We start from the raw sequence: 13,638 nt of genomic DNA, 5'->3' as shown, positions 1-13,638 counted from the left end.
ACGGACGCGGGGTGGAGCAGCCTGGTAGCTCGTCGGGCTCATAACCCGAAGGTCGTCGGTTCAAATCCGGCCCCCGCAACCAATATCATAAACACCCTCAAGGGTGTTTTTTTGTTTCTGCGTTCCGCAAACCTCAGACCTTTCACGGGAACGGCTTAGCACCGTCCCCGCAAATCTCCTCAGCCTTTTGGCAAAACAATATTGCTCGCCGCCAGCATGCCCATATCGTGGTACATCGCACAGGCCGCTTCGACGATTGGCATAGCCAGCGCCGCGCCGCTGCCTTCGCCCAAACGCATGCCCATATTGAGATACGGATCCAGTTCCAGATGCATCAGCGCCGTGCGTGCGCCCTTCTCTGCCGAATAGTGCGACGGTATCAGGTAGGGTTTCACTTCCGGCGCAATCCGGCACGCCGCCAGCGCCGCCGCGTAAGAAAGGAAGCCATCGAGCAGCACCGGCAACCCGCAGGAAGCCGCACCCAGCATCACGCCCGCCATGCCCAATAAATCAAAACCGCCCACCTTCGCCAGCACGTCCAGACCATCATGCGGATCGGGCTGGTTGACGGCGATAGCCCTGCGCACCACATCCACTTTATTGCCCATTTTAGCCAACGGCAGATTGGCGCCAATCCCCACCACCTCCTGCGCGTCGCTACCGGTCAGAACGCTGACAATCGCCGCCGCCGGGGTGGTATTCGCCATCCCCAGCTCGCCAACGCCAAACAGCGTGACGCCATCTTCCGCCAGCCCACGGGTATAGCGAATCACCTCCAGCAACAGCTCTTCTGCCTGACTGCGGCTCATAGCCGGGCCGACGGCGATATTGCCGCAGCCGCGCGCCACGCGCATATTGATAACGCCAGGAATAAGTTCGGCATCGATCCCGACGTCAATCACGTGCATCTTCGCGCCCGCCTGCGCCGCCAGCACGCAAACGCCGGTTTTCCCCAGGGTCATATTCGCCGCCTGAATCGCGGTCACCGCTTTAGGCGAGATAGCAACTCCTTCGTCCCACACGCCGTGGTCGGCACACATCACCAGCAGCGCCTTCTTTTTCACCTGCGGGACGCCTTCAAGACCAGGCATTCCCGCCAGCTGTACGGCAAGGTCTTCAAGGCGTCCAAGGCTTCCCGGCGGCTTGAGCAGGCCATCAATATGAAGTTGCGCGCGCGCCATCGCATTTTCATCAAGCGCGGGGATCGCGCCCAGTAGAGAGGTTAAGCTTTGCATAGGATTCTCATCATGTTGGCTGGCTCACGGCAGAGCCAGCAGGAAGAATAACTCCCGGTACGGAGCGCCTGTTTATTTAATTTTCACGCCGATGCCCGACACCACCAGCCAGACCTCATCCGCCGCCGCCGCAAGGCGCTGATTCACCCGCCCGGCGATATCGCGGAAATGGCGGGCCAGACGGTTTTCCGGCACGATCCCCATCCCCACCTCGTTGGTCACCAGCACCACGTGAGCCGGGCAGCGCTGACAGGCGGCAATCAGCACGGCGATTTCGGCGTCAATGGCCCGCTCCATCGCCGCGTAATCCCAGCCGTCCGGCGAGCTGTCGCCCCCCAGCGCAAACAGTAGATTGGTGACCATGGTGGTGATGCATTCCAGCAAAATCGCTTCTTCTGGATGGTTATCCGGCGTTATCAGCTCATCAAGCTGCTGCCAGCGCTCAGCCGTGCGCCAGTGCGCCGGCCTGCCGTCGCGGTGGTGCTGGATCCGCGCCGCCATCTCATCATCAAAAATCTGTGAAGTGGCGATGTACAGCACCTGCGGCGAGTGGGCGATAAGCGCTTCAGCGTGACGACTTTTGCCGCTGCGCGCCCCGCCGGTGACTAAAGTCAGCATACGGGCTCCTGATGCTGGCGCATGATGGCGTAGATTTTTTCGATATCAATATTCTGGCGCATCGCGTCGGCCAGTAGATCGAACTGCTGGGATTTGTACTGCGCATACTCGAAATCGCTATCCAGCGCCGCCAGTCCTTTACGCTGACGCAGGCCGTTAACCAGCGCGCGGGTGAATTCATCGCTATCAAACAGTCCGTGCAGATAGGTGCCAAACGCCAGGCCATCGTCGCTCACCGCGCCGTCCGCCACGCTCAGCCCGTTTTTATGTAATTGCATCAGCGAGCGACAACCGTCATGCAGCTCGGTTTCGCCCATATGAATTTCATAGCCACGTACGGCAAGTCCTGCCGTTGCCGCCAGCCACGCCGGCAGCGACGGAGCCATCGTCGCCGTGACCTGAGTCGTGGTTTTATGCTGCGCGAAATAGGTTACGGTATTGAGCAAACCCAGTCCCGGCTGCGTGCCAAGCCCCGACTCCACCTCATCAATAATGGTTTCACCGAGCATCTGATAGCCACCGCAGATCCCCAGCACCGGCACGCCCTGACGCTGGGCCTGTAGCACCGCGTGCGCCATCCCGCTTTCGCGCAGCCAGAGCAGATCGCCGAGCGTATTTTTGCTGCCCGGCAGGATCACCATATCGACCCCCTCCAGCTCCTGCGGCTGGCGAACATAGCGCACGCGAACGTCCGGCTGCGCCGCCAGCGCGTTGAAGTCGGTAAAGTTGGAAATATGCGGCACCTGAACCACGGCAATCTCAATATCACGCTTGTCGGTGCGCAGGTATTTGCCTTTTTGCAGCGCTACGCCGTCTTCGTCTTCGAGATCAACATCCAGCCACGGCATCACGCCAAGCACCGGGACATTGGTCAGCGCTTCTATCTGCTCGATACCCGAGTAAAGCAGCGCCACGTCACCGCGAAATTTATTAATGATAACCCCTTTGACCCGTGCACGTTCGTGGTCGTGCAGCAGTGCGAGGGTGCCGTAAATGGAGGCGAAGACGCCGCCGCGATCGATATCCGCCACGAGGATCACCGGGCACTGCGCCATTTCGGCCATGCCCATATTGACGATGTCGCGGTCGCGCAGGTTGATCTCCGCCGGGCTGCCCGCCCCTTCCAGCACCAGCACATCATGTTCGGCGGCCAGACTGTTATAGACCGAAAGGATCTGCTCGCGCAGACGCGGCTTGTATTCGTGATAGCTCACCGCATCCATATCGGTTGCCACCTTGCCCATCAGCACCACCTGCGCTTTGCGGTCGCTGGTCGGTTTAAGCAGCACCGGGTTCATGCGCACATCCGGCGTAATTCCCGCCGCTTCGGACTGGAAAATCTGCGCGCGCCCCATCTCTTTGCCATCCGGCGTGATACCAGAATTGAGCGCCATATTCTGCGATTTAAACGGCGCGGTACGCTGCCCGTCCTGATAAAAAATACGGCACAGGCCCGCCACCAGCACGCTTTTACCGACGTCGGAAGCGGTGCCCTGTAACATAATTGCCAGCGTCATGACGCCTCCTTCATTGCATGATTTCGCATCCGCTCAAAAAACTCGCCTTCGGTTTTACACAGCGGCAGTCCCAGTTGCGCATGCAGCTTCACCAGCCACGGTTGGGTGAGCCCGGCTTGTGTCATCAGCTCGCTGCGGGCAAACACCTCACCGGGTTCGCCGTGTGCCAGCACTTCGCCGCGGCGCAAAACGTAAACCGCATCGCTGACTTCATATATCAGATCGATATCGTGGCTGGAGATCACCACGTGGTTGCCTTGATCAACAATGCGCTTGATGATGTCAATCATCTGCGCGCGCCCGGAGGGATCGAGGCCCGCCGTGGGCTCATCAAGCAGCAAATAGCGTGCCTGCAGCACCAGCGCTCCGGCAATCGCCACACGCTTTTTCTGCCCGTGGCTCAGGCACTGAATCGGCTGCTGGCGAAAAGGCTGCGCATCAACCAGGGTCAGCGCATCGTCCACCCGGCGGGCGATTTCATCTTCCGCGACGCCCAGGTTGCGCAGGCTGAAGGCGATATCGCTGTCGATATCGGTATAAAAGATCTGCTGATCCGGATCCTGAAATACGGTCGCCACCTGTTGACGCAGCGCCAGCAGGCCGCGCTTGCCATAATCCAGCGGCTTCCCTTGCCACAACACCGCCCCTTTTTGCGGGCGCAGCAGGCCGCTCAGGTTCATAAAAAGCGTGGATTTTCCGCAGCCGTTTGCCCCTACCAGCCCGGTCACGGAGTGGTGAGAAAAATCCAGCGTCAGCCCCTTCAGCACCGGCTCATCCTGATAGCGAAACCAGAGATCGGTCGTGGCAAGCATACTTATCCTTAGAGGTGAAAATCACCCTGGTACAGTTTGATATCCAGCGTGGTGCTCATTTGTTGGTAGCGGATCATCACGCGGGTAAACAGCAACCCCACCAGCATCGCCAGCGAGCGGTAGCCTTTCGGCACGCTACGGTAGCCAAATCGCAAAGTTTGCGCACGATGAATCGCCAGCGCTTCGTCCAACAGAATAAAAATAAAGCGCCAGGTCAGCAGGATTTGTTCGGTCAACAGTCGTGGTACCCGACCGCGCTTAAGCAGCAAAATCAGCTGCGGGAACGGCAGATTCAGCACCAGCCAAAAGGTGGATGCCAGCGCCGCCAGGCTGCGCCAGAAGGTCTCATTAGCGGTGTTCAGCCCCGCAGACGTGATGCCCAGCCAAAAGCTTCCCAACGGAACGCTCACCAGCAGAGCGTGCGGATCGCGGCTGAAGCTAAACAAAATGGTCAGCACACCAATCAGCAGGAAGCCGAACGGCAGCGCCATCCAGCGGCACCAGCGCCACGGCGAAACCCGCAGCAGCCAACAGGTCAAGGCGGCAATCAGCACCATTTCAATCCCCTGCCCCAGCGGGGGCAGGGTAAAAGCCAGCACCATCAGCAGCAGCCAGAACAGAAACTTGCGCTCTGGCGCGACGTGAAACCAGCGGCTTTGATAGCTGAGTCGGTCAAACCCGGTCATCACGGCGTTGTCTGCCTTTGCTGTAGCCCAGAATATAGAAAATCACCGCTGCGCCAAGGGAGCCCTGTAACGTGAACAGCAGACTTTCAATCTCCCCGCTCGCCGGCTCGTACAGCGGCTGGAACCATGGCTCATAGTGCGGTGCGACCACCTGAATCTGGCTCTCCGCTTCACCATCCGAACCGCCAAATTCACCACCGTGATCGATAAAGAATGGCAGGATCACCAGCGCCACCACCATGGCTAACAATATCAGCGTCTTTTTCATGTTAATGCCCCTGTGCGGTCTGCGCGGTGATCAGCTGGCGTTTGGTCAACTGGTCGTAGATCATGACGGTTAGTAACCCCTCAGCGATGGCGATCGGGATCTGCGTCAAGCAGAAGATCCCCATAAATTTGACGATCGAGCCGGTTGCGCCCGCCGTCGGATCCGGGAAGGCCACGCCAAGCTGCACGGAGGTGACAAAGTAGGTCACCAGATCCGCCAGCATCGCGCAGAGAAAGACCCCGACGTCGCGGCGAATCCCCGCGCGACAGGCCATTTTCCACACCATATAACCGACCACCGGCCCAATCACTGCCATCGACATGCCGTTCGCGCCAAGCGTTGTCAGCCCACCGTGCGCCAGCAGCAACGCCTGGAAAAGCAGCACGATAGCGCCAAGGATCGCCACCACGCCCGGTCCGAAGAGGATCACCGCCAGGCCGACGCCGGTCGGGTGCGAACAACTACCAGTGACTGAAGGAATTTTCAGTGCCGAAAGAACAAAAATAAACGCCCCGCACAGCGCCAGCAGTACCTTCTGATTGTTGTCTTCCTGCACGATACGGCGCAGGCGCACCAGCCCATACCACAGGCAAGGTAAAAACAGCACCCACCACGCCAGGGCCCACATCGGCGGTAAAAAGCCCTCCATGATGTGCATAGCGAAGGCCTGCTCGGGCACTATCATCAGTAATAGCGCCGCAGCTAAGCCACTGAAAGACAGCTGTTTTAGCTGTTGTTCAAGTTTCATTCTGCATACTCCCACTGTTTATTGACCAGAATGGTCGAGAAATAAGGTAGCGGCTGGTCGTCGCTGACTTCATCCAGGTGATGCCAGCACTGCTCGCCCGGCAGCGTGGCCTCAGACATCATCAAGGCGGCATCGAGCAGGCCGTTTTTGGCCAGCAGGGCTTTGATACGCGCAAAGCGGCCGTAGACCTTCATCAGCACCAGGCTTTCATGCTGGCGTAGCGCCTGTTCAATTTCTTCTTCCGGCGCGGTACAGGAGATCACCGCCAGCGACTGCTGCTCCATGGCCAGCGGCGTTTTTGAACGCGCGGCGATAGCGGCGAAAGAGGTGACGCCAGGAACAATCTCCAGCCACTCCGGGCAACCGATACGCTGGAGTAAGAACACCCAGGTGCTGAACAGCATGGCATCGCCGAGGGTAATAAACCCAACCTGCTTGCCTGCCTCCACTTCATGCACCAGCGCGGCGGCAACTTCATCCCACACCGCCTCTTTTTCCGCGCTATCGGCGCTCATCGGGAAATGGCAGCAGCGCACTTCGGTCTGTTCGCCGATATATTCGCGCACGATGGAGAGCGCCAGGCTGTCGCCGCCTTTACGTCCGGCGGGGGCGTAGAGAATATCCAGTTTGCCAAGAATGCGCGCCGCGCGAACGGTAATCAGATCGGACGCGCCCGGTCCGGTGCTCAAGGCATACAGTTTGCCGCTCATGCCGCTTCCTCCATTGCCAGATTCAGCGCCTGCTGCAGGTGGGCGACAAACATTGCGCGCACCGCCGGATTTTCTCCCAGCCCGCTAAGCCACGGCGTCGCCGGAATACCGGCGGCGTTGAACAACGTTTTCCAGGAGTCCTCTTCATCGGAGGCCATATCGTTGATAGCATGATCGCCCGCCACCAGCATCAACGGCATCAGGTGAACACCCGTCACCCCCTGCTGGCGCAGGCTGTCGATAAGAATGTCGACTTCCGGATAGCTCTCGACCGCGCCCACTCGCGCCGGAAAGCGCTGGGCGGTCATCATATGGTCCAGACAGGCGTAGGCGGCGAAAGCGTGATGACTGGCACCGTGCCCCATAAAGACCACCGTTTCTTTCTCAGCAAGCGGCGGCATTTGCTGGCGCAGCGCCTGCATCAGTTGAACATAATCGTCATGGCTGCTCAGCAGCGGCGCGCCCAGCGTCAAGCGGGCAAACAGCGGGCGCATGCTTTGCACTTCGCGAACGATCTTTTCGTATTCATCGCCGTTAATGATGTGCAGCGACTGAATCGCCACATCCTGATAGCCCTGTTCGGCGAGCTTCTGCAAAGCCTGCAATGGCGTATCAATCTCGATACCGTCACGCTGCTTGAGCTTGCGAATAATCATCCCGGAGGTAAAGGCGCGAAACGTATCGCGGCCAGGACAGCTGGCCGCCAGCTCACGCTCGCAGGCGACAATGTTCTTTTCACAGGTGTCGGGATAGCTGGTGCCAAAACTGATCACCAGAAGCGCTTTTTTCATTTCTGACTCCTTAAGCAGCGGCCAGCCAGCGCGCTAAGCGTTGGGCAAAGGCAGCCTGACTTTCCAGTAACTCTTCACCCGTCACCAGCGGTGCCGGGCGCGTAATCACGATGCAGGGGATACCGGCATCGAGACAGGGTTGTACTTTTTCCTGGTAACCGCCTTCCGCGCCGGAGGCCTTGGTGATCACCACATCGGCGCGGCACTGGCGGTAAAAAGCGGCGTTAAACTCGGCGCTGAACGGCCCGCATAGCGCGAAGATCTCGCCGACGCCAAAGCCAAGTTCGGCGCACTGGGCAATCACATCGGCTACCGGTAGCACGCGAGCCAGCAGCGTTTTTTCACCTAATCCTGCCCGCCAGCGCGCCAGATCTTTGCTTCCCGTGGTGAGCAGCACGCGCTGACCAAAGCCCCGCGCCACATCGCAGGCTTCTTCGATGCTCTGCACGGTATAAAGCTGTGGATGCGTCAGGTCGCTAAGCTGTTCCGGGCGCTGATAGCGGCTCAGCAATACGCCAGCGGTTTCACAGGCGCGGATGATGTTGCGGCTAACCACTTCGGCGTAGGGATGCGAAGCGTCAATGACCCAACGGGTACGGTTGGCCTTTAGCCAGGCGACCATCTCCTCCAGCTCAAGTCGTCCGCAGCGAACCTGACCCTGAATATCGCCCGCCAGCTGCTGGCCGGTCGGCGTTGCCACCGACAGGGTGTATTTGACCTGCGCCGCGTCCAGCTGTTGGCACAGCGCCCGCGCGTCGCTGGTTCCGCCCATGACCAGCACCTCGCCGTAGCTCACAGCACGTAGCCTCGCGGCGTGATCATCAAGCCATCCTGTATATAGGTCGCTTTGTTGCCAACGATCACCAGACTGGTCATATCGACCGGCTCAAAATCCATCTCTCCCAGGGTGGTCAGCCATTTTTCCTGCTTTTTGCGCCCGGCGGATTTCACTACGCCCACCGGCGTTTGTGCGCTTTTACTGGCCGACAGCAGTTCAAAGGCGCGCGCCAGATGCCCTTCGCGGCCACGGCTGCGCGGATTGTAAAAACAGATAACGAAGTCGGCTTCGCCTGCGGCAACGATGCGTTTTTCAATCACCGGCCACGGCGTCAGCAGATCGCTGAGGCTGATATGACAGAAGTCGTGCATTAGCGGTGCCCCCAGCAGTGATGCGGCGGCGATACTGGCGGTCATTCCTGGAATAAGGCGAACTTCCACATCCAGCTTCTGCTTGCTCACCAGCTCCAGCACCAGTCCCGCCATGCCGTAAATACCGGCGTCGCCGCTGCTAATCAGCGCCACGTTATGCCCGGCCTGCGCCAGTTCAATCGCCGCCTGGCAGCGTTCAATCTCTTTGCACATCCCGGTTTTGATCACCTGCTTATCGCCGGTAAAGGCTTTCACCAGGTGGGTGTAGGTTTTATAACCCACGACGATTTCCGCCGCCTGTAACGCCTCTATCGCTTCCATGGTCATCATTGATTGTGAGCCAGGGCCAATTCCGATTACGCTTAACATCAGTGTGAAACTCCCAAAGTAATTGTGACGCCCTGCTCGCGCAGGGTTTCGCCTAAAAGTTGCCCATGGCTCAGCAGCCAGGCCGCCGGACCCGATACGCTCCCCACGCCAACGGTTTTTCTGACAAACGATGAGGCAGGAAAGTGATGCTCATGCTCACGCAGCGCGTCAGCGGTAAAGGTTTCAAACGGCACGCGGCAGCAGGAGGCCAACTGGATCAGCCCCTGCTCGTGTTTTTTCAGCGTAACGCTGCCGATGGCTTTCAGCGCCAGAGGATCGAGCCGCTGCGCTTCAAGCTGGCGCGCCAGCAGCGCCGCTAACAGCGGAAACGGCGTATCGCGGCGGCAGCCGATGCCCGCAACGACGCGCTGCGGCACCAGCTTCCAGTGCGGTATGACGATCTCCGGCAATTCGTTGCGCAAGGTGATACAGATAAGCGCATCCAGTTCGGGAAGCTGACTCAGGTCAGAGACGGTAATAAACCCGCGCCGATCGCAATGGCTGACGTCTTCATTCAGCTCCTCATCCCACCACAGGCCGACGCGCTGATGGCTAACCAACATCTGGTTGATGATTTTCACCGCCGCGCGGAAGTCGGTCATTCGCGCATTAAGCTGGAATGCCAGCGTGTCCAGGGCCGCCATATCGTTAACGTCGGTGGCGGTGGTGATCACCGGGTCCGCACCCAGCATTCCTGCCAGATAGCGGCTCAGGGCATTAGCCCCGCCCGCGTGACCAGAGAGCAGGCTGATGACGTGCTGCCCGCGTTCATCGATCACCACCACCGCAGGGTCGCTGAACTTGTCATTAACCAGTGGGGCCAGCACGCGTACTGCAATGCCGGTCGCGCCGATGAAAATCAGCGCCGAGTAGCTGCTGAAGGCCTCGCGCGCGGCGTTGGCAAAGCCGTTTTCAAAGGGCAGAAACCCCTCTTCCAGCAGCTTCTCACTGGTAAAGCAGGTTAACGGCAGCATTGCTGCCAGCCGTTTAGCCAGCGTTACGCCACCGGGGGTCAGGCAGAAAAGAGCAATAGATTCAGGCTTTACGGTATTCATGGCTAAAGTCCGCCGCGTAGAGTTTTGAGTAGTGATACTCATCCCCAAGGAAATTCCCGACCAGAATGAGCGCCGTTTTACGGATCCCCGCATCGCGGACCTTGTCGCCGATATCGGCCAACGTGCCGCGCACGGTCTGGCTTTCCGGCCAGGTCGCTTTATAGATAACCGCCACCGGCGTGGTGGCCGGGTAGCCGCCTTCAATCAGGCGCTCCGCCACCCGATGAATGCGCTGCACCGAGAGATAGATCGCCATCGAGGTCTGGTGGCTGGCAAACGCTTCAAGCTGTTCGCGCTCGGGCACCGGCGTTCGTCCTTCAAGACGGGTAATAATCAGGCTCTGAGAGACTTCCGGCACGGTGTACTCAACGCCCAGCTCCGCCGCCGCGCCCAAAAACGCGCTGACGCCCGGCACCACCTGCCAGTCAATACCGCGTTTAGTCAGCTCTTCACCCTGCTCGCGTACCGAACCGTACAGCGAGACGTCTCCGGTCTGTAAACGCACCACCGTTTTCCCGGCTTTTACGCCCGCTTCCATCAGGTCGAGAATTTGCTCCAGATGGAGTTCGGCGCTGTCGTGGCACTCAGCTCCTGCTGGGCAATACTCCAGTAATTCGGTGTTTATCAGCGAACCGGCGTAGATCACCACCTGGGCCTGCTGCAACAAGCGGTAACCCTTGAGGGTAATCAGCTCACGGTCGCCCGGCCCTGCGCCAACGAACCACACACTACGGGGGTCAAATGTCTCAGCCATGGTTTTCTTCCTTCTGACAGGCGATAACAAAAACGGGATTATTCGGTTTGAAATAGTGGCCGCTGCCAAGCGTGGTCAGCGACGAAACGTTAAGCTGGAGGCAATCGACCTGTTTGATCCCTCGTTGTTGCAGGTAGTCGAGGGCGGAGTTCAGGTTCTCTTGCAGAATAAAGGTCATCACCAGACGACCGCCGGGATAGAGCTGCTGCCAGGACCAGTCAATCAGTTCCCCAAGATGGCCGCCGCTGCCGCCCATAAAAATGGCATCGGCCCGTTCGGTAATCACCATCGGCGCAACGCCTGGCAGGATCTCAATGTTGCCGCAGGCGAAGTGCTGGCGATTTTCATCAAGCAGTTGCAGGGCTGCGGGATTGCGTTCGACCGCCGTCACCTGTAGCGAGGGGTATTGCAACGCCGCCTCAATCGACACGCTGCCGGTACCGGCACCGATATCAATCAGGTGGCTTGCCCGGTGCAGTTCAAGTTTGGCCAGCGCCAGCGCGCGAACCGCTTCTTTGGTCATCGGCACTTTCTCGCCGCGCAGAAAAAGCTCATCTTTCATCGAGGATCACCACCGCGTTCATTTCATATTCAGCGTCGACCTCACTAACCGGCAGCCAGTGAATGCGCTCATTTTCCATCGCCAGATTTTCGCCAATCACCATCCAGCGATACCCTTTTCCTCGCGCTGCTAGCTGGGCGGCGATTTCACGCGGCCCGCAGCGTCCGTCGGTCACCATCGCCACTTTGCTATGGCGAGCCAGCTCATCGAAAGAGACCTCTCGCCCGTGGCTGCTGGTCAGCCAGATATCGTTCATGTCGATTCCGGCGCGGGCGCACAGGTATTGCACCGCACTAATACCGGGGATAATGCACACGCGTTCGATGCCAAAGTGGGCAATCAGCCGCGTGCCGATGCCGTAAAACAGCGGGTCGCCGGAGGCCAGCACCACCACTTGCTGCGCTTCACGCTCTTCGAGCCATTCCAGCAGCTCGGCAATATTGGCGCCCAGCGCAAACTGCTCGCCGTGAAATTCAGGGAACTGCAATAGATGCCGCTTGCCGCCGACCAAAGCGTCTGCCGTCGCCACCGCCTCACGCGCCGCGGGCGTCATCAGATGCAGGCCCGACGGCCCCATGCCGACCACCGTTAACATGACATCTCCCGTGCGATCTCTGCGACCGGGCGATTGCTGCCGAGAACCTTGTTATCAAAGGAGAACATGATGGCGTCGCAGGTGGGCGGCGTTTTGGTAAAGCGCAGCATCTGCATCACGCGCAGGCAGATGCGCTCGGCAAGATGGTCGTAGATATGCTGAAAACCGTACGCGTCGATATATTCCATCGCCGCTTCAGTGGTATCGCATTCGCTGACCAACCGCAGAAGCTCCAGCGGCGCGCCGAGCAGCGCCAGGTGCGCGACGAGCGTTTCCATCCGCGCATCGGCAATATGGCTGTGGGTGTGGAAGATACCGGCGGCAATTTTAATCAGCTTGCCGGGATGGCCGATCAGCACAATCTGACGGAACCCGAGGCGCACGGCTTCTTCAATCATGTAGCCGACGAAGTTGCTCATGGTGACCACCACCTGAGAATCAATTCCCATCTGCTCGCGAACGAAGCGTTCACCATGGTTGCCCGGCACCAGCACCACCCGCTCCAGCCCTGCCGCGCGCTTGATTTCAAGCTCAAGCGACAGCGAACGTTTCCAGCTCTCCTCCGACATCGGCGTGACGATCCCGGTGGTGCCGATAATCGAGATGCCGCCTAAAATTCCGAGCCGCGAGTTGTAGGTTTTCTGCGCCCGCTCCTCGCCTTCCGGTGCGAAAATTTCTACCTCAGCCCCGCGTGACGGGCCAATCGCTTCGCGCACCGCTGACTCAATGGTGTGGCGCGGAGTACGGTTAATCGCCGGGCTGCCGATGGGCAGGCCAATCCCTTTGCGCGTCACGGTGCCGACGCCTTCGCCGCCGCGCAGCGTAATCTCAGAAGAATCATTAAGCGCCACTCGAGCAAAAATCATCATCCCGTGGGTGGCATCAACATCGTCGCCGCCGTCTTTACGAATCGCGGCAATCGCCTGCTGTCCTTCGACGTGCGGCGACTCGACGTTAAGACACAGCGTCACGCCGGACGGGGTAATAATCGAGACCTGATGAATCAGATGCTGGCGCATCACCATCAGCGCCGCGACTTTTGCCGCCGCCGTCGCGCAGGAGCCGGTGGTATAGCCTTTACGTAATGCCTTGCCGTTGTGCCACACCGGATCATCAAAGGATTGCTCGCTCATCGCGCCCCCTGCTGGTGATACAGAATGGCGTTGACGATAGCCGCGGCGACGTTGCTACCGCCTTTGCGACCCAGGGCGGCAATAGCTGGCAGGTTGCTTTGCGTCAGAGCCTCTTTCGATTCCGCCGCGCCGACGAAACCAACCGGCACGCCAATCACGCCGTTCACCGCAACATCATGCTCGAGCAGACGAAACAGCGCAGTGGGCGCATTGCCGAAAACAAATACTTTCTCCCCCTCTTCGGCAACCGCGATGTCAACCGCCGCCATCGAACGGGTCATCCCCTGCGCTTTCGCCTCAGCCACTACGCGCGGATCGCTGATATAGCAGCGGCACTCGCCACCGGATTTAGCCAGCAGGGTTTTATTAATCCCGGAGAGCGCCATGGTAGTATCGGTATACAGGGTGCAGGGCTGGCTCAGGGCAGCGCTGAGGCGCTCAAGAACATCGGGTGAAAACCACAGAATATCCAGCCAGTCAAAATCGGCGGTGGTGTGGATCACCCGTTTGATAATGGCTTCATGCAGCGAGCTGGCAAAGCGGTAGTCCGGGCGAGTTTCTGCAATAATGTCGCCAATAATGTCGAAGCTTTTCGCCTCAATCGCCTGTGGTTGCTGGATATAGTGCATTTATTTG

Annotated in this window: 17 protein-coding genes and 1 tRNA gene; 1 reads left to right on the top strand and 17 read right to left on the bottom strand. The window is 59.1% G+C overall.

Annotation, left to right across the window (positions count from 1 at the left end; translation table 11 throughout):
• Positions 1-5 precede the first annotated feature (5 nt).
• A tRNA-Met gene (locus QVF11_RS18000) sits at positions 6-82 on the top strand.
• Positions 83-179: 97 nt separating this feature from the next.
• Here the strand turns inward: QVF11_RS18000 and cobT are convergent.
• The 17 genes from cobT to QVF11_RS17915 all read right to left on the bottom strand — a co-directional run bounded on the left by cobT (position 180) and on the right by QVF11_RS17915 (position 13,631).
• The gene (gene cobT, locus QVF11_RS17995; RefSeq protein ID WP_287858531.1) at positions 180-1,235 is read right to left on the bottom strand and encodes a nicotinate-nucleotide--dimethylbenzimidazole phosphoribosyltransferase; all 1,056 of its coding nucleotides are present in this window, start codon (positions 1,233-1,235) and stop codon (positions 180-182) included.
• A gap of 72 nt (positions 1,236-1,307) precedes the next feature.
• Positions 1,308-1,853 carry a bifunctional adenosylcobinamide kinase/adenosylcobinamide-phosphate guanylyltransferase gene (gene cobU, locus QVF11_RS17990; protein WP_110275907.1) on the bottom strand — a complete coding sequence of 182 codons (546 nt, stop codon included), beginning with the start codon at positions 1,851-1,853 and terminating at the stop codon, positions 1,308-1,310.
• Positions 1,847-3,370 carry a cobyric acid synthase gene (locus tag QVF11_RS17985; RefSeq protein ID WP_287858529.1) on the bottom strand — a complete coding sequence of 508 codons (1,524 nt, stop codon included), beginning with the start codon at positions 3,368-3,370 and terminating at the stop codon, positions 1,847-1,849. The genes cobU and QVF11_RS17985 overlap by 7 nt, the downstream gene beginning before the upstream one ends.
• Positions 3,367-4,182: an energy-coupling factor ABC transporter ATP-binding protein gene (locus QVF11_RS17980; RefSeq protein ID WP_112213916.1), complete on the bottom strand. Its 816-nt coding sequence runs from the start codon at positions 4,180-4,182 to the stop codon at positions 3,367-3,369. Before QVF11_RS17980 ends, QVF11_RS17985 begins: the two co-directional genes overlap by 4 nt.
• A gap of 8 nt (positions 4,183-4,190) precedes the next feature.
• Entirely contained in the window at positions 4,191-4,868 is a 678-nt protein-coding gene (locus QVF11_RS17975) for an energy-coupling factor ABC transporter transmembrane protein (protein ID WP_112213917.1), read from the bottom strand.
• Entirely contained in the window at positions 4,855-5,136 is a 282-nt protein-coding gene (locus QVF11_RS17970) for an energy-coupling factor ABC transporter substrate-binding protein (protein ID WP_109212485.1), read from the bottom strand. The genes QVF11_RS17975 and QVF11_RS17970 overlap by 14 nt, the downstream gene beginning before the upstream one ends.
• A 1-nt stretch (position 5,137) precedes the next feature.
• A complete protein-coding gene (gene cbiM, locus QVF11_RS17965) occupies positions 5,138-5,884 on the bottom strand; it encodes a cobalt ECF transporter S component CbiM (protein WP_112213918.1) in 747 nt (248 codons plus the stop codon).
• Entirely contained in the window at positions 5,881-6,594 is a 714-nt protein-coding gene (locus QVF11_RS17960; protein ID WP_112213919.1) for a cobalt-factor II C(20)-methyltransferase, read from the bottom strand. Before QVF11_RS17960 ends, cbiM begins: the two co-directional genes overlap by 4 nt.
• Positions 6,591-7,385, bottom strand: coding sequence for a sirohydrochlorin cobaltochelatase (gene cbiK / locus QVF11_RS17955; RefSeq protein WP_142514821.1), 795 nt, complete (start codon positions 7,383-7,385; stop codon positions 6,591-6,593). Before cbiK ends, QVF11_RS17960 begins: the two co-directional genes overlap by 4 nt.
• A 10-nt stretch (positions 7,386-7,395) precedes the next feature.
• Positions 7,396-8,181: a cobalt-precorrin-6A reductase gene (locus QVF11_RS17950; RefSeq protein WP_112213921.1), complete on the bottom strand. Its 786-nt coding sequence runs from the start codon at positions 8,179-8,181 to the stop codon at positions 7,396-7,398.
• Positions 8,178-8,903 carry a precorrin-3B C(17)-methyltransferase gene (locus QVF11_RS17945; protein ID WP_004124467.1) on the bottom strand — a complete coding sequence of 242 codons (726 nt, stop codon included), beginning with the start codon at positions 8,901-8,903 and terminating at the stop codon, positions 8,178-8,180. Before QVF11_RS17945 ends, QVF11_RS17950 begins: the two co-directional genes overlap by 4 nt.
• On the bottom strand, positions 8,903-9,958 hold the full coding sequence (gene cbiG, locus QVF11_RS17940; RefSeq protein ID WP_287858528.1) for a cobalt-precorrin 5A hydrolase: 1,056 nt from the start codon (positions 9,956-9,958) through the stop codon (positions 8,903-8,905). The genes QVF11_RS17945 and cbiG overlap by 1 nt, the downstream gene beginning before the upstream one ends.
• Entirely contained in the window at positions 9,939-10,712 is a 774-nt protein-coding gene (locus QVF11_RS17935) for a cobalt-precorrin-4 methyltransferase (RefSeq protein ID WP_182234626.1), read from the bottom strand. The genes cbiG and QVF11_RS17935 overlap by 20 nt, the downstream gene beginning before the upstream one ends.
• Positions 10,705-11,274 carry a decarboxylating cobalt-precorrin-6B (C(15))-methyltransferase gene (locus tag QVF11_RS17930; RefSeq protein ID WP_112213924.1) on the bottom strand — a complete coding sequence of 190 codons (570 nt, stop codon included), beginning with the start codon at positions 11,272-11,274 and terminating at the stop codon, positions 10,705-10,707. Before QVF11_RS17930 ends, QVF11_RS17935 begins: the two co-directional genes overlap by 8 nt.
• Complete coding sequence (locus QVF11_RS17925) at positions 11,264-11,869, bottom strand: cobalt-precorrin-7 (C(5))-methyltransferase (protein ID WP_287858526.1); 606 nt, start codon at positions 11,867-11,869, stop codon at positions 11,264-11,266. The genes QVF11_RS17930 and QVF11_RS17925 overlap by 11 nt, the downstream gene beginning before the upstream one ends.
• Positions 11,863-13,002 (bottom strand): cobalt-precorrin-5B (C(1))-methyltransferase CbiD, encoded by a 1,140-nt coding sequence (gene cbiD / locus QVF11_RS17920; protein ID WP_287858525.1) that lies wholly within the window; start codon positions 13,000-13,002, stop codon positions 11,863-11,865. The genes QVF11_RS17925 and cbiD overlap by 7 nt, the downstream gene beginning before the upstream one ends.
• Positions 12,999-13,631 (bottom strand): cobalt-precorrin-8 methylmutase, encoded by a 633-nt coding sequence (locus tag QVF11_RS17915; protein ID WP_142514820.1) that lies wholly within the window; start codon positions 13,629-13,631, stop codon positions 12,999-13,001. The genes cbiD and QVF11_RS17915 overlap by 4 nt, the downstream gene beginning before the upstream one ends.
• Positions 13,632-13,638: the final 7 nt, after the last annotated feature.

This window comes from Klebsiella sp., from assembly GCF_027492335.1.
Classification (GTDB): Bacteria; Pseudomonadota; Gammaproteobacteria; order Enterobacterales; family Enterobacteriaceae; genus Klebsiella; species Klebsiella huaxiensis.
Note: the sequence above shows the minus strand (reverse complement) of the source record. Positions and strands in the feature narration are given on the sequence as shown.